The 22,003-nt window shown below is 74.0% G+C and carries 24 protein-coding genes; 15 read left to right on the forward strand and 9 right to left on the reverse strand.

The genetic code is table 11. The features are described from left to right. Positions 1 to 57: 57 nt before the first annotated feature. From FB388_RS02940 to FB388_RS02955, 4 genes are all read right to left on the reverse strand, one after another. Positions 58 to 939: an ABC transporter permease gene (locus tag FB388_RS02940; protein WP_142096537.1), complete on the reverse strand. Its 882-nt coding sequence runs from the start codon at positions 937 to 939 to the stop codon at positions 58 to 60. A 3-nt stretch (positions 940 to 942) separates the two neighbouring features. Further along, on the reverse strand, positions 943 to 2,160 hold the full coding sequence (locus FB388_RS02945; RefSeq protein WP_142096540.1) for a quaternary amine ABC transporter ATP-binding protein: 1,218 nt from the start codon (positions 2,158 to 2,160) through the stop codon (positions 943 to 945). Continuing rightward, complete coding sequence (locus FB388_RS02950; RefSeq protein WP_142096543.1) at positions 2,145 to 3,098, reverse strand: glycine betaine ABC transporter substrate-binding protein; 954 nt, start codon at positions 3,096 to 3,098, stop codon at positions 2,145 to 2,147. Before FB388_RS02950 ends, FB388_RS02945 begins: the two co-directional genes overlap by 16 nt. A gap of 91 nt (positions 3,099 to 3,189) precedes the next feature. Continuing rightward, the gene (locus tag FB388_RS02955) at positions 3,190 to 4,095 is read right to left on the reverse strand and encodes a TauD/TfdA dioxygenase family protein (protein WP_142096546.1); all 906 of its coding nucleotides are present in this window, start codon (positions 4,093 to 4,095) and stop codon (positions 3,190 to 3,192) included. A gap of 413 nt (positions 4,096 to 4,508) precedes the next feature. Between FB388_RS02955 and FB388_RS02960 the strand changes: the two genes are divergently transcribed. Then, entirely contained in the window at positions 4,509 to 4,901 is a 393-nt protein-coding gene (locus FB388_RS02960; protein ID WP_142096549.1) for a hypothetical protein, read from the forward strand. Here the strand turns inward: FB388_RS02960 and FB388_RS02965 are convergent. Both FB388_RS02965 and FB388_RS02970 read right to left on the reverse strand, forming a co-directional pair. Further along, positions 4,898 to 5,641, reverse strand: coding sequence for a siderophore-interacting protein (locus FB388_RS02965; protein ID WP_142096551.1), 744 nt, complete (start codon positions 5,639 to 5,641; stop codon positions 4,898 to 4,900). The two genes, FB388_RS02960 and FB388_RS02965, sit on opposite strands and share 4 nt — an antisense overlap. 78 nt (positions 5,642 to 5,719) lie before the next feature. Beyond that, the gene (locus tag FB388_RS02970) at positions 5,720 to 6,352 is read right to left on the reverse strand and encodes a TetR/AcrR family transcriptional regulator (protein ID WP_142096554.1); all 633 of its coding nucleotides are present in this window, start codon (positions 6,350 to 6,352) and stop codon (positions 5,720 to 5,722) included. Positions 6,353 to 6,421: 69 nt separating this feature from the next. Here FB388_RS02970 and FB388_RS02975 point away from each other — a divergent pair, with 69 nt between their 5' ends. The 8 genes from FB388_RS02975 (at position 6,422) to FB388_RS03010 (ending at position 16,442) form a co-directional block, all read left to right on the forward strand. Continuing rightward, positions 6,422 to 7,876, forward strand: coding sequence for a flavin-containing monooxygenase (locus tag FB388_RS02975; protein ID WP_142096557.1), 1,455 nt, complete (start codon positions 6,422 to 6,424; stop codon positions 7,874 to 7,876). A gap of 183 nt (positions 7,877 to 8,059) precedes the next feature. After that, positions 8,060 to 8,998 (forward strand): o-succinylbenzoate synthase, encoded by a 939-nt coding sequence (locus FB388_RS02980; RefSeq protein ID WP_142096560.1) that lies wholly within the window; start codon positions 8,060 to 8,062, stop codon positions 8,996 to 8,998. After that, complete coding sequence (locus FB388_RS02985) at positions 8,998 to 9,930, forward strand: NAD(P)/FAD-dependent oxidoreductase (RefSeq protein WP_142096563.1); 933 nt, start codon at positions 8,998 to 9,000, stop codon at positions 9,928 to 9,930. Before FB388_RS02980 ends, FB388_RS02985 begins: the two co-directional genes overlap by 1 nt. 29 nt (positions 9,931 to 9,959) lie before the next feature. Further along, entirely contained in the window at positions 9,960 to 11,351 is a 1,392-nt protein-coding gene (locus FB388_RS02990) for an FAD-binding oxidoreductase (RefSeq protein WP_211361735.1), read from the forward strand. Continuing rightward, on the forward strand, positions 11,348 to 12,760 hold the full coding sequence (locus FB388_RS02995) for an AMP-binding protein (protein WP_142096566.1): 1,413 nt from the start codon (positions 11,348 to 11,350) through the stop codon (positions 12,758 to 12,760). The genes FB388_RS02990 and FB388_RS02995 overlap by 4 nt, the downstream gene beginning before the upstream one ends. 31 nt (positions 12,761 to 12,791) lie before the next feature. Beyond that, the gene (locus FB388_RS03000) at positions 12,792 to 14,333 is read left to right on the forward strand and encodes a CYTH and CHAD domain-containing protein (RefSeq protein WP_142096569.1); all 1,542 of its coding nucleotides are present in this window, start codon (positions 12,792 to 12,794) and stop codon (positions 14,331 to 14,333) included. 199 nt (positions 14,334 to 14,532) lie between these two features. Continuing rightward, positions 14,533 to 15,567 (forward strand): PHP domain-containing protein, encoded by a 1,035-nt coding sequence (locus FB388_RS03005; protein WP_142096579.1) that lies wholly within the window; start codon positions 14,533 to 14,535, stop codon positions 15,565 to 15,567. A 56-nt stretch (positions 15,568 to 15,623) separates the two neighbouring features. Next, positions 15,624 to 16,442, forward strand: a complete 819-nt coding sequence (locus FB388_RS03010; protein ID WP_246122048.1) for a glycoside hydrolase family 16 protein — start codon at positions 15,624 to 15,626, stop codon at positions 16,440 to 16,442. 70 nt (positions 16,443 to 16,512) lie between these two features. On the opposite strand, the gene FB388_RS03015 is transcribed toward FB388_RS03010, so the two are convergent. Continuing rightward, the gene (locus FB388_RS03015) at positions 16,513 to 17,505 is read right to left on the reverse strand and encodes a carbohydrate kinase family protein (RefSeq protein WP_342787914.1); all 993 of its coding nucleotides are present in this window, start codon (positions 17,503 to 17,505) and stop codon (positions 16,513 to 16,515) included. Beyond that, positions 17,502 to 17,945, reverse strand: a complete 444-nt coding sequence (locus FB388_RS03020) for an SRPBCC family protein (protein WP_142102492.1) — start codon at positions 17,943 to 17,945, stop codon at positions 17,502 to 17,504. Before FB388_RS03020 ends, FB388_RS03015 begins: the two co-directional genes overlap by 4 nt. A gap of 114 nt (positions 17,946 to 18,059) precedes the next feature. Between FB388_RS03020 and FB388_RS03025 the strand changes: the two genes are divergently transcribed. From FB388_RS03025 to nadD, 6 genes are all read left to right on the forward strand, one after another. Then, positions 18,060 to 18,644 carry a TetR/AcrR family transcriptional regulator gene (locus tag FB388_RS03025; protein WP_142096585.1) on the forward strand — a complete coding sequence of 195 codons (585 nt, stop codon included), beginning with the start codon at positions 18,060 to 18,062 and terminating at the stop codon, positions 18,642 to 18,644. Between the two features lie 40 nt (positions 18,645 to 18,684). Continuing rightward, positions 18,685 to 19,143: a nuclear transport factor 2 family protein gene (locus FB388_RS03030; RefSeq protein WP_142096588.1), complete on the forward strand. Its 459-nt coding sequence runs from the start codon at positions 18,685 to 18,687 to the stop codon at positions 19,141 to 19,143. 45 nt (positions 19,144 to 19,188) lie between these two features. After that, positions 19,189 to 19,809 carry an alpha-ketoglutarate-dependent dioxygenase AlkB gene (locus FB388_RS03035; RefSeq protein ID WP_142096591.1) on the forward strand — a complete coding sequence of 207 codons (621 nt, stop codon included), beginning with the start codon at positions 19,189 to 19,191 and terminating at the stop codon, positions 19,807 to 19,809. Between the two features lie 104 nt (positions 19,810 to 19,913). Then, positions 19,914 to 20,273: an SPW repeat protein gene (locus tag FB388_RS03040; protein WP_142096594.1), complete on the forward strand. Its 360-nt coding sequence runs from the start codon at positions 19,914 to 19,916 to the stop codon at positions 20,271 to 20,273. A 105-nt stretch (positions 20,274 to 20,378) separates the two neighbouring features. After that, entirely contained in the window at positions 20,379 to 20,978 is a 600-nt protein-coding gene (locus tag FB388_RS03045; RefSeq protein ID WP_142096596.1) for a TetR/AcrR family transcriptional regulator, read from the forward strand. A gap of 30 nt (positions 20,979 to 21,008) precedes the next feature. Further along, positions 21,009 to 21,581 (forward strand): nicotinate-nucleotide adenylyltransferase, encoded by a 573-nt coding sequence (nadD, locus tag FB388_RS03050; protein ID WP_425468549.1) that lies wholly within the window; start codon positions 21,009 to 21,011, stop codon positions 21,579 to 21,581. Here the strand turns inward: nadD and FB388_RS03055 are convergent. Continuing rightward, positions 21,560 to 22,003: an ATP-binding protein gene (locus tag FB388_RS03055; protein WP_142096600.1), complete on the reverse strand. Its 444-nt coding sequence runs from the start codon at positions 22,001 to 22,003 to the stop codon at positions 21,560 to 21,562. The two genes, nadD and FB388_RS03055, sit on opposite strands and share 22 nt — an antisense overlap.

Raw genomic sequence — 22,003 nt, forward strand, 5'->3', positions numbered from 1 at the left:
TCCTTGTGCCGATCGTGTGAGCGGGCTGTGTGCCGCCCCGGCCCGAGGTGGGGGTGGTCACCGGGCCGGAGCAGCCTCGGCGCTCCTGCTGCGGCGGGCCCTTGCCCACAACCCGTGGCTGGGCTGCTGCGCGAGCGCGGCGGTCAGGCGGTCGAGGAAGATCGCGAGGATCACGACGGCCAGGCCGCCCTCGAAGCCGCCGGCCACGTCGAGCTGCGTGACCGCGCTGGTGACGACCGTGCCCAGGCCACCGGCGCCGGCGAGCCCGGCGACGACCACCATCGAGAGCGCCAGCATGATCACCTGGTTGATCCCGGCCATGATCGAGGGGAGCGCCATCGGGAGCTGGACCTCGCGCAGGATCTGGCGCGGGTGGGCGCCGAAGGCGTGCGCAGCCTCCACGACCTCCGGGTCGACCCCGCGGATCCCCAGCTCGGTGAGCCGGACGGCCGGGGGGATCGCGAAGATCGTCGTGGCGACGACGCCGGGCACCACCCCGATGCCGAAGAAGAACACCGCCGGGATGAGGTACACGAACACCGGGGTGGTCTGCATGAAGTCGAGCACGGGGCGCAGCACCACGCTCGCGCCCCGTCGTCGGGCGGCCCAGATGCCCAGCGGGACCCCGATGATCGTGGCGATCACAGCGGCGACCAGGACGACTGCGAGCGTCTCCATCGTCTCCTGCCACAGGTCGAGCGAGGCGACGAGCAGGAACGCGAGCGCGGTGAACACGGCGAACCCGACGCCGCGGGCGAGTAGCGCGGCGAGCGCGAACACGGCGACCCAGACGAGGAACGGGGGGTCGGAGAGCACCGCGGTGAGCGCGTCGACGAGCACGGTCATGACCGCGCTGATCGCGTCGAACACACCCGGCACCGTGCGCAGCAACCAGCTGATGAAGGCGTCGACGGCGGCGCCGAGCTCGATGCGGGGCATGCGTCAGCTCCGGGTGGGGACGGCGGCGAGGGATGCGAGCACTGCGGCGCGGGGCACCACGCCGAGCAGCCGGTGCCCCTCGTCCACCACCGCAAGGGGCACGGTGTGCCGGCCGAGGCGGCCGAGGATGTCGATGAGCGGGGTGTCGGGTCGCGTCGTGGCGTACTCGCTGCTGAGGCCGTCCCCGTCGATCACATCGCGGCCGACCGCGGCGGCGTGGGCGAGCCAGTCGTCGCCCACCACGCCGAGGATCTGCTGCTCGTCGCCGAGGACGTACGCGCCGGTCGCCTCCGCGGCGCCGAGCCTGGCGAGAACTTCGCTGGGCCGGTCCTGCAGGCGGGCCACCACGCGCGGCGCGCGCAGCACGTCCTCCGCGGTGAGCACCCGGCTGCGGTCGACATCGGAGACGAAGTCGGCGACGTAGTCGTCGGCGGGCGCGGCGAGGATCTCCGGGCCGGTCCCGAGCTGCACCAGCCGCCCGTCCTTGAGCAGCAGGATCCGGTCGCCGAGCCGCATCGCCTCGTTGAGGTCGTGGGTGATGAAGACGATCGTCTTGCGCAGCTCCTGCTGCAGGCGCAGGAGGAGGGCCTGCATGTCGCGGCGGATGAGCGGGTCGAGCGCGGAGAACGGCTCGTCCATCAGCAGCACGTCGGTGTCGGCTGCGAGCGCCCTCGCCAGCCCCACGCGCTGCTTCATGCCACCGGAGAGCTGCCCGGGAAATGCGTCGCCGCGGTCGCCCAACCCCACCTGGTCCAGCGCCCACTGCGCCCGTTCCCGCCAGTCGCCGTCGCGGCGGATCTGCAGCCCGTAGCCGGCGTTCTGCAGCACCGTGCGGTGCGGGAGCAGCGCGAAGTGCTGGAACACCATGCTCATCCGGCGGTTGCGCAGCTCGCGGAGCTCGGCGTCGCGCAGTCCGCCGAGCTCGCGGCCGTCGACCTGGATCGAGCCGCCGCTGGGCTCGATCAGCCGGTTGATCAGGCGCACCAGTGTCGACTTGCCGGAACCGGAGAGCCCCATCACGACGAAGAGCTCGCCGGGCGCCACCGAGAACGACACGTCGCGCACGGCCACCGTTGCGCCGGTCCGCTGCTGGATCTCGGCCCGCTCGACGCCGTCAGCGGCCAACGCGAGCGCGCCGCGGACCGCCGACCCGCTGCCGAAGACCTTCGTGAGGTTGCGGCAGCGGATCGCGGGCGCGCCCTCGTTCAGCTCGCCAGCCATTGCTGCACCCGCGACTGGTTCGCCTCGACCCACTGCTTCGCGACCTGGTCGGCCGGCTGCTTGTCGACGTCGATGCTCTTCAGCATCGCCTCGATGTCGGGCAGCGGCAGCTCGAACCGCTGCAGCAGCGCGTAGAACCTGGGCGCCTCCTGCTGCAGCCGCGTGCTGGCCGCGGTCCACGCCGCGTAGTCGGGCATGGCGCACGCGCCGCTCCCGCTGGTGAAGCAGTCGGGCTGGAAGGGGTTCGGCTCCTGCAGCTGGGTCATCTCGAACTCGTTGAACACCCAGTGCGGGTGGTAGAGGTACACGAGGATCGGCGCCTGCCGCTCGTACGCCCTGCGCAGCTCCGCGAGCTGCGCCGCCTCGCTCGACGTCACCTGCTGGAGCGTGATCCCGTACCCGGCGAGCCGCTTCGCGTTCTGCTGCGTGGTGATGAAGCTCGGGTCGGCGTCGACGAGCTTCCCGTCAAGTGCGGCGGCGTAGTCGTTGAGCTGGGTGACGCTCGTCAGCCCGGCGAGCGGCTGGCCCGGCTGCGTGGCGTAGGTCGGGACGAACCAGCCCTGCTTCGCCCCACCGTAGGTCTGGTGGACCAGCGTCACGCGGTCCTTCGCCTTGTCGGCGAGCTCCTGCTGGTTGGGCAGCGCCACCTCGGCGAGGAGGTCGATGTCACCGCGCTGCGCCCCGGCCCATGCGGGGGCGGGACCGAGCGCGGTGGTGTCGATCCCGGCGACGCCGAGGTCCGGGTGCCGGGCGGCCACCTCGGCGAGGATCGCGTTGGTCAGCTTGGCGGCACTCCACGGGAACTCGGCCGCCTGCACGGTGATGCCCGTGCCCGAGCTGGTCGAGGCGGTCCGGCCGCTGCATGCGGTGAGGAGGGCGGCGACGGCGAGCACCGCGCCGATCGCGGCCCGCGCCCGGCGGCCTGGAGAGCTGAGCATGTGCGAAGGTCCTTCCGCGGTCGCGCCGGAGCGGCGGGCGGCCCCGAGCCGGTCGGGGTCCTACCCGCCGGCGGCGGATGGTGAACGCGCGTCAGCGCGTCGTTGCCGTTTCGAGACGGCCGGGGCCGATCGGCTCGTCGCCCCGCAGCGTCACGCGGTGCATCACCCGCCGCTGGTCGCCGTAGTCGCGGTTCGCGTAGTGAACGGTCGAGCGGTTGTCCCACATCGCGACGTCCCCGAGCCGCCAGCGGTGCCGGACGATGTGCTCGGGCTTGGTGATGTGGGCGTAGAACAGGTCCAGCAGGTGGCGGCTCTCCGCGTCGGAGACGCCGAGGAGATGGCTGGTGAAACCGGGGTTAACGAAGAGCGAGCGGCGACCGGTCTCCGGGTGCACCCGCACGACCGGGTGCTCGACCGGCTCGAGCAGCCGGTACCGCTCGCCCTCCCACAGGTTGCCCTCGCCCTGGCGGCGCTGAGCGAGGTAGTAGCCGAACTCGCGGGTGCCGTCGTGCACGGCGGTGAGCTGGTCGGCGAGCTCCCGCACAGCCGGGGAGAGCGAGGCGTACGCGAGCTCGAGGTCGGCCCAGTTGGTGTCTCCGCCGCTCGGGGGCAGGGTGACGGCGCGCAGGATCGACCCGAGCGGCGGGCGACGGACGAACGTGACGTCGGTGTGCCAGACGTCGGCGAAGCCGTTGTCGGCGCTGTCCAGGGCGTAGATCTCGGCGTGGGCCTCGTCCAGCCCCGGCACCACCGGGTGCGACGCGGTGAGGCGGCCCAGCCGGTTGCCGAGCGCGATCTGGCTGTCCGGGTCGAGCTCCTGGTCGCGGAAGAACAGCACCTTGTGGTCGGTCAGCGCGCGGCGGACGGCGGCGACGGTCGCGTCCGACGCGGCGGCGAGGTCCACACCGCGGACCACGGCACCGAAGCCGGGACCGAGCGGATCCACGTCGAGGACCTCGGGGGTGGGGGACGGGGCGGTGTCGAGCGTTGCGGTCATGGGTGTTCCTCGGGCAGGCGGAATCGGCCGCTGCGGCCGCCACGACGACCACGAGGTGATCGCGGGGGGCCCGCGCGCAGCATGGGGGAGGAGGGCGGCGGTCAGCGACAGAGCGCGCCGGACTGCAGGCGGCAGAGGTCGACGTGGAGGCGTCCCACGAGGACCAGAGCACCGGGCATGCCGCGATCCTCGCTCCGCGCCGTCCCGATGTGCAACGGGATGCGGACATCTGCTCAGCTCGTGGGACCAGCGGGTGCGCGTGCGGCGATCGGTCCGGACATTCGACCGGACAGCCGGCGGCCATGATCGTTCACAGCGCGTTCCGCGGCGCCGCACAGCGGCTCCTCATCTCCGCCCGCCAGGTTCGTCCTGGCCGCGGCGAGGGTCCGCGGCGGAATCGAGGATCACCGCCGATGCCACGTGCACAGACCCGCCGCCGACACAGGTGGCCGGCCGCCGGGCTCGCCGCGGCCGGGCTGATCGTGCTCGCCGGGTGCGACACCACCGCATCGACGAGCAGCACCGGAAGCGCGAGCACGAACGGGGGCACCGTCACGTCGTCCGACCCGCGGATGGACGCGTTCGCCACCTGCATGGCCGAGAACGGCGTGACGCTGCCGAAGCGGTCCGGCGGTCCCGAGGGTGACCCGCCTCCTGGCGGAGGGGTGCGGCTGCGCGGCCCGGCCGAGGGCGATGGCAGCCCGCCCGCACCGGAGGGCGTCGACGCCGACAAATGGGCCGCGGCCCTGGAGGCCTGCCGGGACGTGATGCCCACGCGGCGCGACGGGGCACCGCCCGCCGGCTAGCGGGCCCGCCAGTAGCCCGTGGCGTAGACCCGCCTGCGGTCGAGCCCGCGCTCGTCGAGCAGGTGCTTGCGCAGGTCGCGCACGCAGGCCGACTCGCCCGACAGCCAGGCCTGTCCGCTCCCCGCCGGGAAGGCCGCGGCCCGCACGGCCGCGGCCAGCGGCTCGCCCGGCTCGGCGGCACCCCGGTGCACCCACTGCACCCGCGCCGAGCCGGGCAGCTCCTGCTCCTCCTCGGCGTCGGCGACCTCGAGGAACGCCAGCGCCGGCACCTCGCCCGGCAGGGCGGCGAGCACCGTGGCGACGGCGGGGAGCGCGGTCTCGTCACCGATCACGACGTGGAAGTCGGCGGCCGGGTCCGGCTCGTAGCGACCGCCCGGCTCGGACACCCCCACCCACGCACCGGGCCGCGCGTCGCGGGCCCAGGCGGCCGCGGGGCCGTGGCCCTCGTGCAGCACGAAGTCGACGTCGAGCTCGCCCGCGCCGGAGTCGAAGCGGCGGACCGTGTACGTGCGGATCGCGGGACGCGGCTCGCCCGCCGGCCACACCGGTCCGCCCGAGGTCGCCCGCGGCACGGCGGGCCGCTCCTGGCCCGCCACCGGGAAGAACATCTTGATCCGGCGGTCCGGGCCCTCGCCGCCGAAGCCGGCGAGCTCGTCACCGCCGAGCGTCACGCGGATCATGCGCGGGGTGATCCGCTCGCTGCGCCGGACCTGCAGCAGCCGGGGTGCGGTCGTACTCACTGTGTTCATTGCCTCCGCTTCGCTCCGGCGGGTTCGCGGGCCCTTGGAGACGCGGTCTCGCTCACTTCGCCGTGTGCCTCACTGCGATGGATTGTCCCGGCCCTGCTCCGGCGGGTTCGCGGGACCGGCCGCGCCGCCGGAGAGGCCGGTCCAGACGAGGTCCATGAGGTAGCCGGTGGCCTCCTCGCTCGTGATGCCGGCGCGGGCGCGCCACAGCGCCAGCCGCTCGCACGCTCCCACGATGACCTGGGCCCAGCCGGTGAGCCGCTGCGGGTCGGTGCCGGGGGCCTGGGCGGCGAGCAGGGTGGCGATGAAGTCGGTCTGCTGGGCGCGGATCTCCTCGATCGCCTCGCCCGCCACCGCGGACTCGCCGTACAGGATCGTCCACTCCGGGGCCTGGCGCTCCAGGTAGTCGAAGAACGCGAGCGTGCCCCGCCGCAGCATCTCCTCCGGAGTGGCCGCCGACGCCGCCGCGGCCGACGTGACCTCCAGCAGCTCCGCCCGCGCCCGCGCGATGCAGGCCAGCAGCAGCCCGTGCTTGGAGCCGAAGTGCGTGTAGAGGACCGGCTTCGTGACCCCCACGCGCTCGGCCACCTGGTCCATGGAGGCACTCTGGTAGCCGCGCTCGCCGAACACGGCGATTGCGGCGTCGAGGATCTGGCGCTCGCGCTCGGCGCGGCCGACGCGGCGCCGAACGGGGCGGGTGTCCACCGATCGAACCCTACCGGAGGTAAGTTACTCGTGGTAAGTTACCGGCGGTAACGCCGCGAGGAGGAACCGATGCACGAGACGCACGTGGACGTTGCGATCGTCGGGAGCGGGTTCGCCGGCCTCGGCGCCGCGGTACGGCTGCGCGGGGCGGGTCGCGAGGACTTCCTGATCCTGGAGAAGGGCGACAGCCTCGGCGGCACGTGGCGCGACAACACATACCCGGGCTGCGCCTGCGACGTGCAGTCGCACCTGTACTCGTTCTCCTTCGCGCCGAACCCGGAGTGGACGCGCACGTTCGCCCGGCAACCGGAGATCCGCGCCTACCTGGAGCGCGTCGCCGACCGGTTCGGGCTGCGCGACCGGGTCCGCTTCGGCGCCGAGGTCACCGCGGCGCGCTGGGTGGGTAAGGGCTGGGAGCTGCAGCTCGCGGACGGCTCGCAGGTGCACGCGCGCGTCGTCGTATGGGGTACCGGGGCGCTGCACGAGCCGTCCGTGCCCGACCTCCCGGGCCTCGACGAGTTCACCGGCACCGTGTTCCACTCCGCGCAGTGGCGCCACGACCACGACCTGACCGGCCGGCGCGTCGCCGTCATCGGGACGGGGGCGAGCGCGATCCAGTTCGTGCCGGCGATCCAGCCGCGGGTCGCCTCGCTGACGCTGTTCCAGCGCACCGCGCCGTGGGTGCTGCCGAAGCCCGACCGTCCGGTGCCCGCCGCGATGCGCCGGCTCTACCGGGCCGTTCCGGCGGTCCAGCGGCTGCAGCGCGCGTTGATCTACGCCCGCAACGAGATGCTCGTCAGCGGGTTCCTGAAGCCGCGGCGGATGGCGTTGATCGAGCGGTTCGCCCGCTCCTACCTGCACCGGGTGTTCGCCGACCGGCCCGACCTCGAGGCCAAGGTCACCCCGGACTTCACCATCGGCTGCAAGCGCATCCTGATGTCCAACGACTACTACCCGGCGCTCAAGCGCCCCAACGTCGACGTCGTCACCGAGAAGATCGTGCGGGTCACGCCGAACGGGGTGATCACGGCCGACGGCGTCGAGCACGAGGTCGACACGATCATCTTCGGCACCGGGTTCACGGTCGGGGCCGGGCTGGGCAAGTCGGTGCCGATCACCGGCCGCGACGGCGTGCGGCTCGCCGACCAGGGCGCCGTCGAGGGCTTCCTGGGCACGACGATCGCCGGGTTCCCGAACCTGTTCGTCCTCACCGGCCCGAACACCGGGCTCGGGCACAGCTCGATGGTCTTCATGATCGAGTCGCAGCTGAACTACGTGCTGGACGCGTTGCGCGTGCTCGACGAGCACGGCGCCGTGGCCCTGGACACCCGCCGGGACCGCCAGGAGGCCTACAACGCCCGGCTGCAGGGCCGGCTCGACGGCTCGGTGTGGACCGCGGGCGGCTGTGCGAGCTGGTACCTCGACGACGACGGCCGCAACCGCACCCTCTGGCCGGGCTACACCTTCGACTTCCGCCGCCGCACCCGCAAGGTCCGCCCCGCGGACCACGAGCTGCTCGCGTAGGCCCCCCGCGACTCGCGCACACTCACACCGCGACTCGCGCGCACTCACACCGCGACTCGCGGGCGTGGCGCGCCCGCTCCGTCCGCGAGTCGCGCTCTGGGTGTACGCGAGTCGCGGTCTGGATGCGCGCGAGTTGCGCTGTGGGTGTGCGCGAGTCGGGGCGGGCGCACGTAGGGTCGGCCGGTGCTCGACGTCTACGCCATCCCGCTGACCACTCGTTTCCGGGGGATCACGGTCCGCGAGGGAGTGCTGATCGAGGGTCCGGCCGGGTGGGGGGAGTTCTGCCCGTTCGCCGACTACGACGACCGGGAGTCGGCGCCCTGGCTCGCCGCCGCGCGGGAGGCGGCCGAGGAGGGCTGGCCCGAGCCGGTGCGGGACCGGGTCGCGGTGAACTGCATCGTGCCGGCCGTCGGTCCGGAGCGGGCGCAGGAGATCGTGCGGGCATCGGGTTGTGCCACGGCGAAGGTCAAGGTCGCCGACGGGGCCGGCTCGCTGCCCGCCGACCTGGAGCGGGTGGCCGCCGTCCGCGATGCGCTGGGCCCGGCGGGGGCGATCCGGGTGGACGCCAACGCCGCGTGGAGCGTCGACGAGGCGGTCGACGCGATCGCCGCGCTGGACCGCGAGGCGGGCGGGCTGCAGTACGTCGAGCAGCCCTGCCGGACCGTCGACGAGCTGGCGGCGGTCCGCCGCAAGGTCGACGTCCCGATCGCGGCGGACGAGTCGATCCGCCGGGCCGAGGACCCGTTGCGGGTGGCCGTGGCCGGGGCGGCGGACGTCGCGGTGCTGAAGGTCGCGCCGCTCGGCGGCGTCCGGAGGGCATTGGCCGTCGCGGAGGCGTGCGGGCTGCCGTGCGTGGTGTCGTCTGCGCTGGAGACGAGCGTCGGCATGGCGGCCGAGCTGGCGCTGGCCGGGGCGCTGCCGCGGCTGGACATGGCGTGCGGCCTCGGTACGGGCGCGTTGCTCACCGCGGACGTGGTCGACGACCCGATCCGACCCCGGGACGGCTGGCTCCCGGTGCCGCGGCGCGCGCCCGAGCCGGTTCGGCGCTCGGCCGTCGCCGCCGGTCCGGACCGCGTGCGCTGGTGGCAGGAGCGGCTCACCCGAGTTGCGGCCGCCCTCTGATGTCGGTCGTGGTGGTGGGCGCGGGCATCGCCGGGACGGCCTGTGCTGCCGAGCTCGCGGCGGCGGGCGTGCCCGTGCGGCTGCTGGAGCGGGCGGGCGAGGTCGGCGGGCGGATGGGTGGCCGGGTCGTCGCGGGACGCCCGGTGGATCTCGGCGCCGCCTACTTCACCGTGCGGGACCCCGGCTTCGAGCAGGTGGTGCTGCGGTGGCAGGCAGCGGGGCTCGCGCGACCGTGGACCTCCGAGCTCGCCGTGCTGAGCGGCGGCACTCGCGACCGGGCCCCGGGGCCGCAGCGGTGGGCCGCCCCCGGAGGGTTGGGCGCGCTCGTCGCGGACCTGGCGGCCGCGCTCCCGGTCGAGCTCGGCCACGAGGTCCGCCGGGTGGGGCCGGGCCCGGTCGTGGACGGGGAGCCCGCCGACGCCGTCGTGCTCGCGATGCCCGACCCGGAGGCGTTGCGGTTGCTCGATCACCCCGTGACGAGTCGGCTCGCCGGGCGGGAGTGGCGGCCCGCGGTCGCGGTCGCGGCCGCATGGCCCGACCGGGAGTGGGCGGAGCTGCCCGCCGCGTTCGTCAACGACCACCCGGTGCTCACGCTGATCGCCGACGACGGTGCGCGGCGCGGCGACGGTGCTCCCGTCCTGGTCGCGCACACGACCGCCGAGGTCGCGCGTGCCCACGAGGCCGAGCCGGACGGCGCGATCGAGCCCGTTCTCGACGCGCTGCGTGCGCTGCTCGGCGTCAGCAGTTCGCCCGTGTGGACGCTGGCGCACCACTGGCCCTACGCGTCCCCGGACGGCGTCCGTGAGGAGCCGTACCACCTCACGGCCGACGGGATCGGGCTGGCAGGCGACGGCTGGGGGAGCCCGCGGGTGGAGACCGCGTGGCGCTCTGGCCACCTGCTCGGCCGGGCTTTGGTCGAGCGGGTGCGGTAGGCGCGTCCTGCGGGTTAGCGTGCTGAGCTGTGCCGCCTCCCGCTGATCCACTCGTCGCGGACCTGCTCGCCGCGCTCCCGGCCGACCGCGTCGTCGTCGACCCGGACGTCGTGGCGCCGTTCCTGCACGACGAGGCCGAGTGGGCGCCGTACGGGCGGGCCGCCGCGGTGGTGCGGCCGCGCAGCACGGCCGAGGTCGCCGCGGTCGTCGCGGCCTGCGCCCGGCACGTGCGCCCCCTGGTGCCGCGCGGCGCGGGCACCGGCCTGTCCGGCGGGGCGAACGCGGTGGACGGGTGCGTGGTGCTGTCCACCGAGCGGATGCGCGAGATCGTCGAGATCGACGAGGCCGAGCGGCTCGCCGTCGTCCAGCCGGGCGTGGTCAACGACGACCTGCGCGCGGCGGTGGCGCAACGCGGCCTGTGGTACCCGCCGGACCCGGCGAGCTCGCCGTGGTCGACGATCGGCGGCAACGTCGCCACCAACGCGGGCGGCCTGTGCTGCGTGAAGTACGGCGTCACCCGCGACTACGTGCTCGCGCTCGAGGTCGTCACCGCGGCGGGCGACGTGGTGCGGGTCGGGCGACGCACCGCGAAGGGCGTCGCGGGCTACGACCTCGCCGGGCTCATGGTCGGCTCCGAGGGCACCCTCGGGGTGATCACCGAGATCACCGTGCGGCTGCGGCCGCTGCGCACCGGCTCACCGCGCACCGTCGTCGGCTTCTTCGACACGCTCACCGCGGCCGGGGACGCGGTCTCCCGGGTCACCGCGCGCGGGCTGCAGCCCTCGGCGTTCGAGCTGATCGACCGCGTGTGCCTGCGCGCCGTCAACGACTGGAAGCACGCAGGCCTGCCCGAGGACGCGGCCGTGCTGCTGCTCGCCCAGACCGACCTCCCCGAGCCCGCCGCCGAGCAGGAGGCCGCGGCGATCCACGCGGAGTTCGAGGCCGCAGGCGCGCGGGAAGCCGTCTTCTCGACCGACCCCACCGAGGCCGACGCGCTCTTCGACGCCCGGCGCGTGGCCTACCCGGCGCTGGAGCAGCGCGGCGACGCGATGCTCACCGAGGACGTCTGCCTCCCACGCGGGCGGCTCGCCGAGATGCTCGCCCGCGTCGAGGACATCGCCGCGCGGCACGACGTGCTGATCGCCAACATCGCGCACGCGGGCGACGGCAACCTGCACCCGCTGCTCATCACCCCGCACGGCGACGAAGCCGCGAGGCGCAGGGCGCAGGCGGCGTTCGCCGACATCGTCGACTCCGCGCTCGAGCTCGGGGGCACCGTCACCGGCGAGCACGGCGTCGGGCTGCTCAAGCTGCCCGGTATGCGAGCCGAGCTCGGCCCAGAGGTCCTCGCGCTGCAACGCGCGGTGAAGCAGGCTCTGGATCCCCACGGGATCCTCAACCCCGGCAAGGTGGTCGCGTGAACCCGCTGTTCCCCGCTCTCCTCGACCCGGACGACCGGCCCGCGCTGCGGTTCGGCGACGACGCGCTCACCTACCGGCAGCTCGCGGGGGCCGCCGGGGCGCTCGCGGGTTCGCTCGCTGGGTGCAAGCGCGTCGCCGTGCACGCCACGCCGACGATCCACACGGCGGTCGGCGTCACGGCGGCGCTGCTCGCGGGCGTCGCCGCGGTCCCGGTCAACCCGAAGCTGGGGGAGCGGGAGCTGGGCCACGTGGTCGGCGACTGCGCGCCCGACGTGGCGTTGGCCGCGCCCGGAGCGACGCTGCCCGGTCCGCTCGGGGCGCTCCCGCGGATCGACGTCGACCTCACCGCCACCGGATCCGCGCCGGCACAGCAGCCGCCGCCGGACGTCCCGGCGCTCGTGATCTACACGTCCGGCACCACCGGCCCGCCGAAGGGTGCGGTGCTGCCGCGCAGTGCCGTGGCGTACGACCTCGACGCGCTCGCCGAGGCGTGGGACTGGACGGCCGACGACCTGCTCGCCCATGCACTGCCGCTGTTCCACGTGCACGGGCTGGTGCTCGGCGTGCTCGGCCCGCTGCGCCGCGGCGGCGGCCTGCACCACATCGGCAGGCTGGACGCGCCGGTGCTCGCCGCGGCGGGGGCGTCGATGGTGTTCGGCGTGCCGACGCAGTACCACCGGCTCGCCGACCAGCTCGAGTCCGACGCGGAGTCGGCGAAGGAGATCGGGCGGGCCCGGCTGCTCGTGTCCGGGTCGGCCGCGCTCACCGCCGTCGACCACGCCCGCCTGCACCGCGCCACCGGTCTGGCCGTGCGTGAGCGGTACGGGCTCACCGAGACGCTGATCCTGACGGCTGCGCGGGCCGCCGACGAGCCCGAGGTCGGCACGGTCGGCGGCCCGCTGCGCGGAACCGAGATCCGGCTCGCGCCGGTGCCGGGCGGCGAGGACGACGGGCTGGGCGCGGTCGAGGTGCGCGGACCGAGCCTGTTCAACGGCTACCTCAACCGTCCGGACGCCACCGCCGCCGCGCACACCGCGGACGGCTGGTTCGCCACCGGCGACATCGGCCGCTGGACCGAGAGCGGCGCGCTCGCGATCGTCGGGCGCAGCGCCACCGACCTGATCAAGTCCGGCGGCTACAAGATCGGAGCAGGGGAGATCGAGAACGCGCTGCTGGAACACCCGGGAGTGGCGGAGGCGGCGGTCCTCGGGGTGCCGGACGCCGACCTCGGGGAGCGGATCGTCGCGCACGTCGTGCCGGCGGGCGCCGCCCCGCCGGAACGGGAGCTGATCGACCACGTCGCCGCGCTGCTCGCGCCCCACAAGCGGCCGCGCGAGATCCGGTTCACCGAGGCGCTGCCGCGCAACGACATGGGGAAGGTGCAGAAGTCCCGCCTTCCGCGGGAGTGATTGGGCCCGCGTTATGGGGCACCCTGATCGGATGACGGACGCGACGACCCGCACAGAGAGCCGTATCTTCCGCGGCGCCGCCGAGGCCGGCAGCCCCCGACTCCACGCGCTTCCCGGAGTCCACCGGGAGGACGCCGTTCCACAGCACGTGCTCGAGATCGAGCGCTTCGACACCCAGGACCACCGGCTCGCCGCAGCCGGGATCACCCTCGCGGTGCACCGCGTCGAGGGCGAGCAGCCGCACTGGCGGCTCGATCTCCCGGACGCCGCCAACGGCGAGGAGCTGCGCGTGCCGCTCGCTCCCGACGCGCCGCCGGTGCCGGAGGTGCCCGGCGAGCTGGCCGAGTTGGTGCGCGGCGTCGTGCGCGACGGCGAGCTGCGCCCCGCGGGGCAGCTCCGCCGCGTGCGCACCGGCACCCGCCTGCTGGGTGGCGACGACCGCGTGCTCGCCACCGTGACCCACGACCACGTCACGGTCGCCACGCTCGGCTCGTCGACCGAGGGCGCTGCGTGGACCGAGGTCCAGACGCACGACACGACCGACGACGGGCTCGCCGCCGAGCTCGAACGGCGCCTCGCCGAGGCCGGACTGCGGCCCGCCACGACGTCGGCGGAGGCGGAGCTGGACCAGCTGCTCCGGCCCGCCGCCCCGAAGCGGCGCCGGGCGGGCGGGAAGCGGATGAAGGCCGGCACGGCGGGCGCCGCGCTCGTCGACTACCTGGCCGCGCACGTCGACCGGCTCGCCGCCGAGGACCTGCGCGCCCGGCGCGGCGAGCCCGACGCCGTGCACCAGCTGCGGGTGGCCGCACGGCGGCTGCGCAGCGCGCTGCAGTCGTACCGGCGGCTGCTGGACCGCGAGCGCGCCGACCCGATCGTCGACGGCCTGCGGGAGCTGGCCCGCGCGCTCGCCCCGGCCCGTGACGCGGAGGTGCTGCACGAGCGGATTCGCGACGGCCTGCGCGGGCTGGAGCCGGAGCTGCTGCTCGGGCCGGTGCAGGCGCAGGTCACGCGGCACTACGCGCGTGTGGAGGGCGAGGCCGCGGCGGCGGTGCTCAGCACGCTGGACGGCGACGACTACGCCCGCCTGCGGCGCGATCTCGACGATCTGCTGCAGGACCCCCCGCTGACCGAGCGCGCCGCCCGGCCCGCCCACAAGGAGCTGCCGGCGCACGTCGCCCGGGCGGCGCGGCGCCTGTCCAGGGCGGTCGACGTGGCGGTCGACGCGAACGCCCCCGCCGACCGGCGGGACATCGCCGTGCACGAGGCCCGTAAGGCCGGCAAGCGGCTGCGCTACGCCACGGAGGTCGCCCGCCCAGCGGTGGGGAAGGACGCGAAGCGGTTCGCGAAGGAGCTCAAGGGGTTCCAGACCGCCCTCGGCGAGCACCAGGACACCGTCGTGGCCAGGGAGGCCCTCCGCGAGCTCGCCGCCCAGGCGCACGGCGAGGGGGAGAACGGCTTCGCGTTCGGCATCCTGCACGGCCGCGACACCGCCCGTGCCACCCGGATCGAGGAGGAGCTCCCGGGCCTGTGGGCCAGTGCCTGGCGCCGCCGCAACCGCCGCTGGCTGAGCTGACCCGCCCGCGACTCGCGCACACCCCAGACCGCGACTCGCGCACACCCAGACCGCGACTCGCGTACACGCAGACCGCGACTCGCGGGGGTCGGGCTCCCTGCCTTCCGCGAGTCGCGCTGTGAGTGCGCGCGAGTCGCGCCCTGAGTGCGGGCGAGTTGCGCTGTGAGTGCACGCGTCGGGCCGTGCGACGATCGCGGGCGTGACCGACACCCGGGACGCCGTGGCGGACCTGCGCCGCATCGCCTTCCTGCTGGAGCGCGCGCACGAGTCGACCTACCGGGTCCGGGCGTTCCGCACCGCGGCCGCCGTGTTGCGCCGGCGCGACCCGGACGAGATCGCGCGGCTCGTGCGCACCGGTGAGCTGGTGCGGCTCAAGGGGGTCGGGGAGGTCACGGCGAAGTGCGTGGCTGAGTCGGTGCGCGGTGAACCGCCCGCGTACCTGCAGAAGCTGGAGGCGATCGAGCCGTCGCCGCTCGACACGGCCGCCGAGGCGTTGCTGGAGGCGATCCGCGGGGACTGCCACAGCCACACCGACGCCTCCGACGGCGGGTCGCCGCTGCGGGAGATGGTGGAGACGGCGCAGGCACTCGGCCACGACTACCTCGTGATCACCGACCACTCGCCGCGCCTGACCGTTGCGAACGGCCTGTCCGCGGACCGGCTGCGGGCGCAGCTGGACGACATCGCGGAGCTCAACGCGGAGCTGGGCGCCGACTCCGGGGGCTTCCGGGTGCTCACCGGCATCGAGGTGGACATCAACGAGGACGGTTCCCTCGACCAGGACGAGGACCTGCTCGCCCGGCTGGACGTGGTCGTGGCGTCGGTGCACTCGAAGCTGCGGATGCCGCGCGCCGAGATGACCGAGCGGATGCTGACGGCGATCGACAACCCGCACGTCGACGTGCTCGGGCACTGCACCGGGCGGATGGTCACCGGTAACCGGAAGCGGCCGGAGTCGCAGTTCGACGCCGCTGCCGTGTTCGCGGCGTGCGCCGAGCGGGGGGTGGCGGTCGAGGTGAACTCCCGGCCGGAGCGGCTCGACCCGCCCAGGCGGCTGCTGCGCCTCGCGGTCGAGGCCGGGTGCCGGTTCACGATCGACACCGACGCCCACGCACCTGGCCAGCTCGACTGGCTGCGCAACGGGTGCGAGCGCGCGGCCGAGTGCGAGGTCCCCACCGAGCGGATCATGAACACCTGGCCCGTTGAGCGGCTCCTCACCCGTACGCGTGGCTGATCGAGCGCCACGCCCTCCGCCCAGTTCCAATGGGGCTGGAGGTGCCGCTGGTGCAGATGTCCGTTCTACTGCAGGCGATGGTCGGCGCGTGTGTGGTGCTGGCCGCCGGCCAGGTCGCGCCGGCGCCACCCGACCCGTCGGAGTGCGCCACCACGGCAGCCGAACGCCACGGCTGGGGTGAGCCGACCCGGCGCTCCGACTTCTCCGACGGCCTGCCCGGCGACTGGCACCCGTACGGCCCGGAGCCGGGCCACGACGAGAAGGGCATCCGCACCCCGGAGGCGATCACGGTGGCGGACGGCGTCGTCACGATCTCCGCCACGCAGGACGGCACGACCGGCGCGATGAGCTGGCACCCGGGGCAGCGGTACGGGCGCTGGGAGGCGTGCGTGCGCTCCGAGGCCGCGTCCGGCGGGCTGAACGCGCTGCTGCTGCTCTGGCCGGTGGCCGAGGACTTCCCGGTGGGCGGGGAGATCGACTGGATGGAGATCATGTCCGACGACCGGCAGGAGACGAGCTTCTTCCTGCACTACGGGCCGGACAACGACCAGGACCACGGGTCCGTGCGCCACGACTCGACGCGGTGGTCGGCCTACGCGCTCGAATGGACGCCGGAGAAGATCACCGCCTACGTGGACGGCGAGGAGTGGTACGCGACCACCGACGCCGAGAAGTTCCCGCCGCGGCCGATGAACATGACCATGCAGCTGGACTACTTCCCGCCGGCGGGCGGTCCGGCCGCCATGCACATGGACTGGGCCATGCAGTGGGCCCTTCCGGAGAGCGAGCCCGCCGAGCTGTCCCTCGCCCCCGGTGACCCGGCCACCGGCCAGCCGGACGACTACCCCGAACGCGCTCCGCGCCGCCTCGGATGATCAACACGCGCGTCGGCGTCGCGGCGCGCCTACCGGGACCGTGTCTGCGGCCTCACCACGGCCTGCTGGGTCAGCGAGGAGCCCCGTGTGCGAGCAGGTCGTCCGCCGTGGGCGGGTCGGCGCCCCGGCGGCTGCAGGTGATCGCGGCGGCCAGTGCGGCCTCGTCGAGCAGCGCGTCGAGGGTCTCGGCGTCGACGGCGCGCAGCGCAGGCCGTGCCGCGGCCCCGAGCAGCCCGCGCCGGTGCATGCCGGCGAGCAGCGCGGCGGAGAACGTGTCGCCGGCGCCGACGGTGTCGATCACCGTGATCGGCACGGTCGGCCGGCGGCTCCGGACGCCGGACGCCGTGCCGGCGAGCACACCGTCCCCGCCGAGCGTGACCGCGACGACGGCCGGGCCCCGTCCGAGCCAGTCCTCCAGCACCTCCTCCGGGCGCGTGCCGGGCAGGAGCCACTCGAGGTCCTCCGCGCTGACCTTCACGACGTCCGCGACGGCCAGCAGCTCGTACACGCCGGTCAGCACCTCGGCCGGGTCGCCCATCAGCAGCGGGCGGCAGTTGGGGTCGTAGCTGATCGTCGCCGTCGCCGCGGCCCGCGCGATCAGCGCGCGCAGCGCGGCTGCCCCGGGCGGCATGGTGAGCGCGAGCGAGCCGGAGTGCAGCGCGACCACGGGCCCGTCGAGTGCTCCGTCGAGCTCGTCGGCGGTCCACTGCCAGTCGGCGGTGCCGGTGATGCGGAAGTCGTAGCTGGCGCCGCCGTCGGGGGCGATCGACACCATCGCGAGCGACGTCTGCTCGGGCGCGGCGACGGCGTGGTCGAGCTGTACGCCGTTGACGGTGAGGTGCTGGCGGACGCGGCGCCCGAGCATGTCGTCGGCGATCCGGGCGAGCAGCCGCGCCGGCACCCCCAGCCGTGCCAGCGCCACCGCGACGTTGGCCGGGCTCCCGCCCGGCGCGGCCTCGAAGTACTCGCCGACGGGCGCGGGGACCATGTCGACGAGCGCCTCGCCCGCGACCGCGATGATGCCGCTCTCGATCGTGGTGATGGCGATTCCCCTTCTGCTCAGCCGCGCAGCGAGGACGCGAGGTTCTCCAGGACGCCGCCGTGGATCCGTTGCAGGCCCTTGGGTGCGAAGGTGCGCTCGAAGAACCCGCCGATGCCGCCCGCGCCGTTCCAGCTGCTCTCCACCGCGACGACGCTCCGGTCGGCCCCGGCGGGGGTGACGGTCCAGGTGGTGACCATGCTCGAGTTCGCGTCGCGCTCGACGATCCGGTCCTCGCCGGGCGTGCTGACCTCCACGAGCTGGTCGCGCACCCGCTTGCTGGTGGCCTGCAGGAGCCAGTGCGCGCGAGTCCCCTCGCCCTGGCCGCCGGCTTCCACGCGGTAGTCCCGGTAGTGGTCGGTGAGGATCGCCGGCCGCACGTTCTCGTAGTCGGCGAGCGCAGCGCGCACCCGCTCGGCGGGTGCGTCGATCGTGCGCTCGGTCCGCGCCGTCACCTGTGCCATGGGGCAATCCTGCCGCGCGCCCGGCCCGGCCTCACGCCCGGGCCGGGCGCGCGGCTCCCGCGGTGCGACGGCGGTAGCGTGGAGAACGACGTTCCCTGTCGGTGAGGAACCGCAATGACGCCGCTCGACGCCGAGACCGCCCGCACCCGCCTGCTCGACGCCGCGGAGGAGCTGTTCTACGCCCGGGGCATCCAGTCGGTCGGCATGGACGAGATCCGCAGTGGCGCCGGCCTGCCCCTCAAGCGCGTCTACGCGCTGTACCCGGCGAAGGAGAGCCTCGTCGAGGCCTACCTGCAGCGCCGGGACGTCCGGTGGCGCGGGCGGCTCGCGGCCGCCGTCGAGGAGGTGGCGGACCCGCGCGAACGCGTCCTCGCGGTGTTCGACTGGCTCGGCGCGTGGTTCCGGGAGCCCGGGTTCCGCGGCTGCGCGTGGATCAACGGGTTCGGTGAGCTGGGTGCCGTGTCGGAGGTCGTGGTGCGGCAGGTCAGGTCCCACAAGCAGGCCTTCGCCGACTACGTCGCCGGTCTCGTCGCCGACGCGGGACTGCCGGTGGACCTCGGTCCGCAGCTGGTGCTGCTCGCCGAGGGCGCCATGGTCACGGCCGGCATCCTCGGTACGGACGCTCCCGCGGCCCAGGCGCGCACCGCGGCGGAAGCGCTGCTGCGCGAGGGTGTTGATCGGAGAACGAACGTTCTCTAGGCTCGCGTGAGAACGCTCGTTCTCGCCCCGAGGAGATCCGATGGCCGACCGTCCGCCGCTGCCCCCGTTCAGCCTCGAGACCGCCAAGCAGAAGGTGCAGGCCGCCGAGGACGCCTGGAACACCCGTGATCCGGAGCGGGTGTCGCTCGCGTACAGCGAGGACTCGGTGTGGCGCAACCGGGACCGCTTCGTCCGCGGACGGCGGGAGATCGTCGAGTTCCTGACCGACAAGTGGGAGCGCGAGCTCGACTACGCGCTGCGCAAGTCGCTCTGGACGTTCGCCGGCAACCGCATCGCCGTCCGGTTCCAGTACGAGTGCCGCGACGCGGCCGGGGTCTGGTACCGCAGCTACGGCAACGAGAACTGGGAGTTCGACGAGCACGGCCTCATGGTGCGGCGGGAGGCCAGCATCAACGACCTCGTCATCGACGAGTCGGAGCGGCGGATCTTCGGGCCGCGCCCGGAGGGGGAGCGCGACCTGGAGATCCCGCTGCAATAGAGATCGTCATCGAACTGATGTTCGATTCGAGGTAGCGTGGGCGGCATGGCCGCACCGGACCTCGCCTGGCAGCCCTCCCTGCTCGACGCGCCCGTGCTCGAGCTGGACCGCTCGTTCGCCGCAGTGCACCGCCGGGAGCTCGCCGAGGGGGCGTGGGTCGATCACGAGCCCGGCTGGTGCCGTGGTGCCGACGCGCTCTTCGCCCGGCTGCTGGCCGAGACCTCGTGGTCGGGGCGCGAGGTGCGCATGTACGACCGCGTCGTCCCCGAGCCTCGGCTCACCCACCGATGGCGGCTCGACGACGGGCCCGCGCCGCCCGCCGAGCTGTGCGAGATGGCCGAGGTGCTGAGCGTGCGTTACGGCGTGGCCTTCACGCAGGTCGGCGTCAACCTCTACCGCGACGGCGCCGACAGCGTCGCCTGGCACGGCGACCGCGTGGCCCGCGAGCTGCCGGAGGCCGTCGTCGCGCTGGTCTCGCTCGGCGGCGTGCGCCCGTTCCGGCTGCGACCCGCCGGAGGGGGTCCGTCGATCGGCTACCTCCCGGGCCCCGGCGACCTGCTCGTGATGGGTGGGTCCTGCCAGCGCACGTGGCAGCACGCCGTGCCGAAGACGCGGGCGTCGTCGCCGCGGATCAGCATCCAGTTCCGCCACGCGTACGTGCGCTGAACGGGTGTTCCGCAGGTCTCAGAAGATCGGCTCGGGACGTCTTGACCGGGCGGCCAGTCAAGCGCATCATGAGGTCATCTCCTCACGAGGGAAGGGTGATCTCCATGACCAGGACATGGCACCGGTGGCAGGACTGGGCGGCACTCGCGATCGGTGTGCTGACGTTGCTGTCGCCGATCGTGGTGTCCACCGACACCGCAGCTCTGTGGTCGCTGATCGTGTTCGGTGTGCTGATCGCCGGCACCGCGCTGTGGTCGCTGGCGCAGCCGGGCTCGGTGGCGAGCGAGTACGTGCACGCGGTGCTGGGCGTCCTGCTGTTCATCTCGCCGTGGGTGTTCGGCTACTCCGACCTGAGCGGCGCGGCCTGGACGTCCTGGATCGCCGGTGTGCTGACGGTCGCGGTGGGGCTCGCCGCGGTACCCGCGGCGCAGGCCGACCACCGGGGGCTCGCCGGCCAGCACTGACCGAGCACTGATCGACGAACACGAAACACGGGAACACCGAGACGGCCGCGGCCCGGACTTGGCCGCGGCCGTCCCGCGCGTCCAGGATGGGCCGGTGAGGAGCACATGAGCGACGTCCCGCCGCCCGCCGAGCCCGGCGCCCGCGAGCGGATCCTCGCGGCCGCCGAGGAGCTCTTCGCGGAGACCGGTTTCGACGCCACACCCACATCGCGCATCGCCGAGCGGGCGGGCGTGCCGAAGGGCCTCGTCCACTACTACTTCAAGCGCAAGCCGGACCTGCTGTCCGCGCTGGTCGAACGGCTGCCGGAGGATCGCGTCGACCTGGGCGCGGTCGTCGTGCCCGGCGACGTGGCGGCCAGCCTGCACCGCCTCGTCGAGGCGTTGGACCGGGCGCTCGACTCGTCGGCGATGCTGTCGCACCTGCTGTGGCGCGAGGCCGACACCCACCCGGCGGTGCTCGACGCGCTGAAGGCGCGCTTCGACCGCATGGTCGGGCAGATCCGCCAGGTCGTCGCGGCCGCCCGCCCAGCGGGCTGCCCGCGGGCCGACGTCGACTGCGCTGCTCAGCTGCTCGCCTCGGCGATCAGCTACCGGCACTCGGTGGCCCGGCACGCCGAGGACGGGCAGGACGCCATGCACCGGGAGCTGCGCTTCCTCGCCGACGCACTGGCCGCCGGAGCGGGCGTGAGCGGCGGCGTCGCTTAGTCTTTGGCCGTGCACCGCAAGATCGGGGTGATGGGCGGGACGTTCGACCCGATCCACAACGGGCACCTCGTGGCCGCCAGCGAAGTGGCTCACCGTTTCGGGCTGGACGAAGTGATCTTCGTGCCGACGGGGCAGCCGTGGCAGAAGTCCGACCGCACGGTGAGCCGCTCCGAGGACCGCTACCTCATGACCGTGGTGGCCACCGCGTCCAACCCGATGTTCTCGGTGAGCCGGGTCGACATCGAGCGGCCGGGCCCCACCTACACGGCCGACACGCTCACCGACCTGCGCACCGAGCACCCCGATGCCGAGCTGTACTTCATCACCGGTGCCGACGCGCTCGCCCAGATCCTCACCTGGCAGCGGCTCGACGAGCTCTTCCGGCTCGCCCACTTCGTCGGCGTGACGCGCCCGGGCTACACCCTCGGCGACGACCACCTCCCGGCCGGCGCGGTCTCCCTCGTCGAGGTGCCGGCGATGGCGATCTCGTCCACCGACTGCCGCCGGCGGGTCGAGGAAGGGCGTCCGGTCTGGTACCTGGTGCCGGACGGGGTGGTGCAGTACATCTCCAAGCGCCGCCTCTACCGGGACGGGAAGCCCTGATCGAACGGGGGCACCTTCGCGCTCGTCAGCAACATCGTGATGCCCTCGTCCTCCCGGGCCACCTCGATGGCGTCCATGCAGGCATGGATCATCAGGAGCCCGGGTCCTTCGAAACCGTCGGGCTCCGGCGTCCAGTGCTCGCCGCCCGCCACCGCCACGAGGATGCGCCGCCCGCCATCGGGTTCGGCGTACTGGCGGGCCGCCACCCGCACCTCCGCGCCGATGATCGACGGGTGGATGTGCTCCACCGCGCTGGTCACGGCCTCGTTCACGGCCATCACGATGTCGTCGACCTCCCGCGGAGGCCAGCAGAGCGCACCCAGCCAGCGGCGGAACCGTTCACGCACGACTGAGAGCGACACCGGATCGGCCATGAGCACCATGGAGATCACGTCGTCGGGTGGATGCGGCTGGCTTCCCAC

Source organism: Pseudonocardia cypriaca (assembly GCF_006717045.1).
Taxonomy (GTDB): domain Bacteria; phylum Actinomycetota; class Actinomycetes; order Mycobacteriales; family Pseudonocardiaceae; genus Pseudonocardia; species Pseudonocardia cypriaca.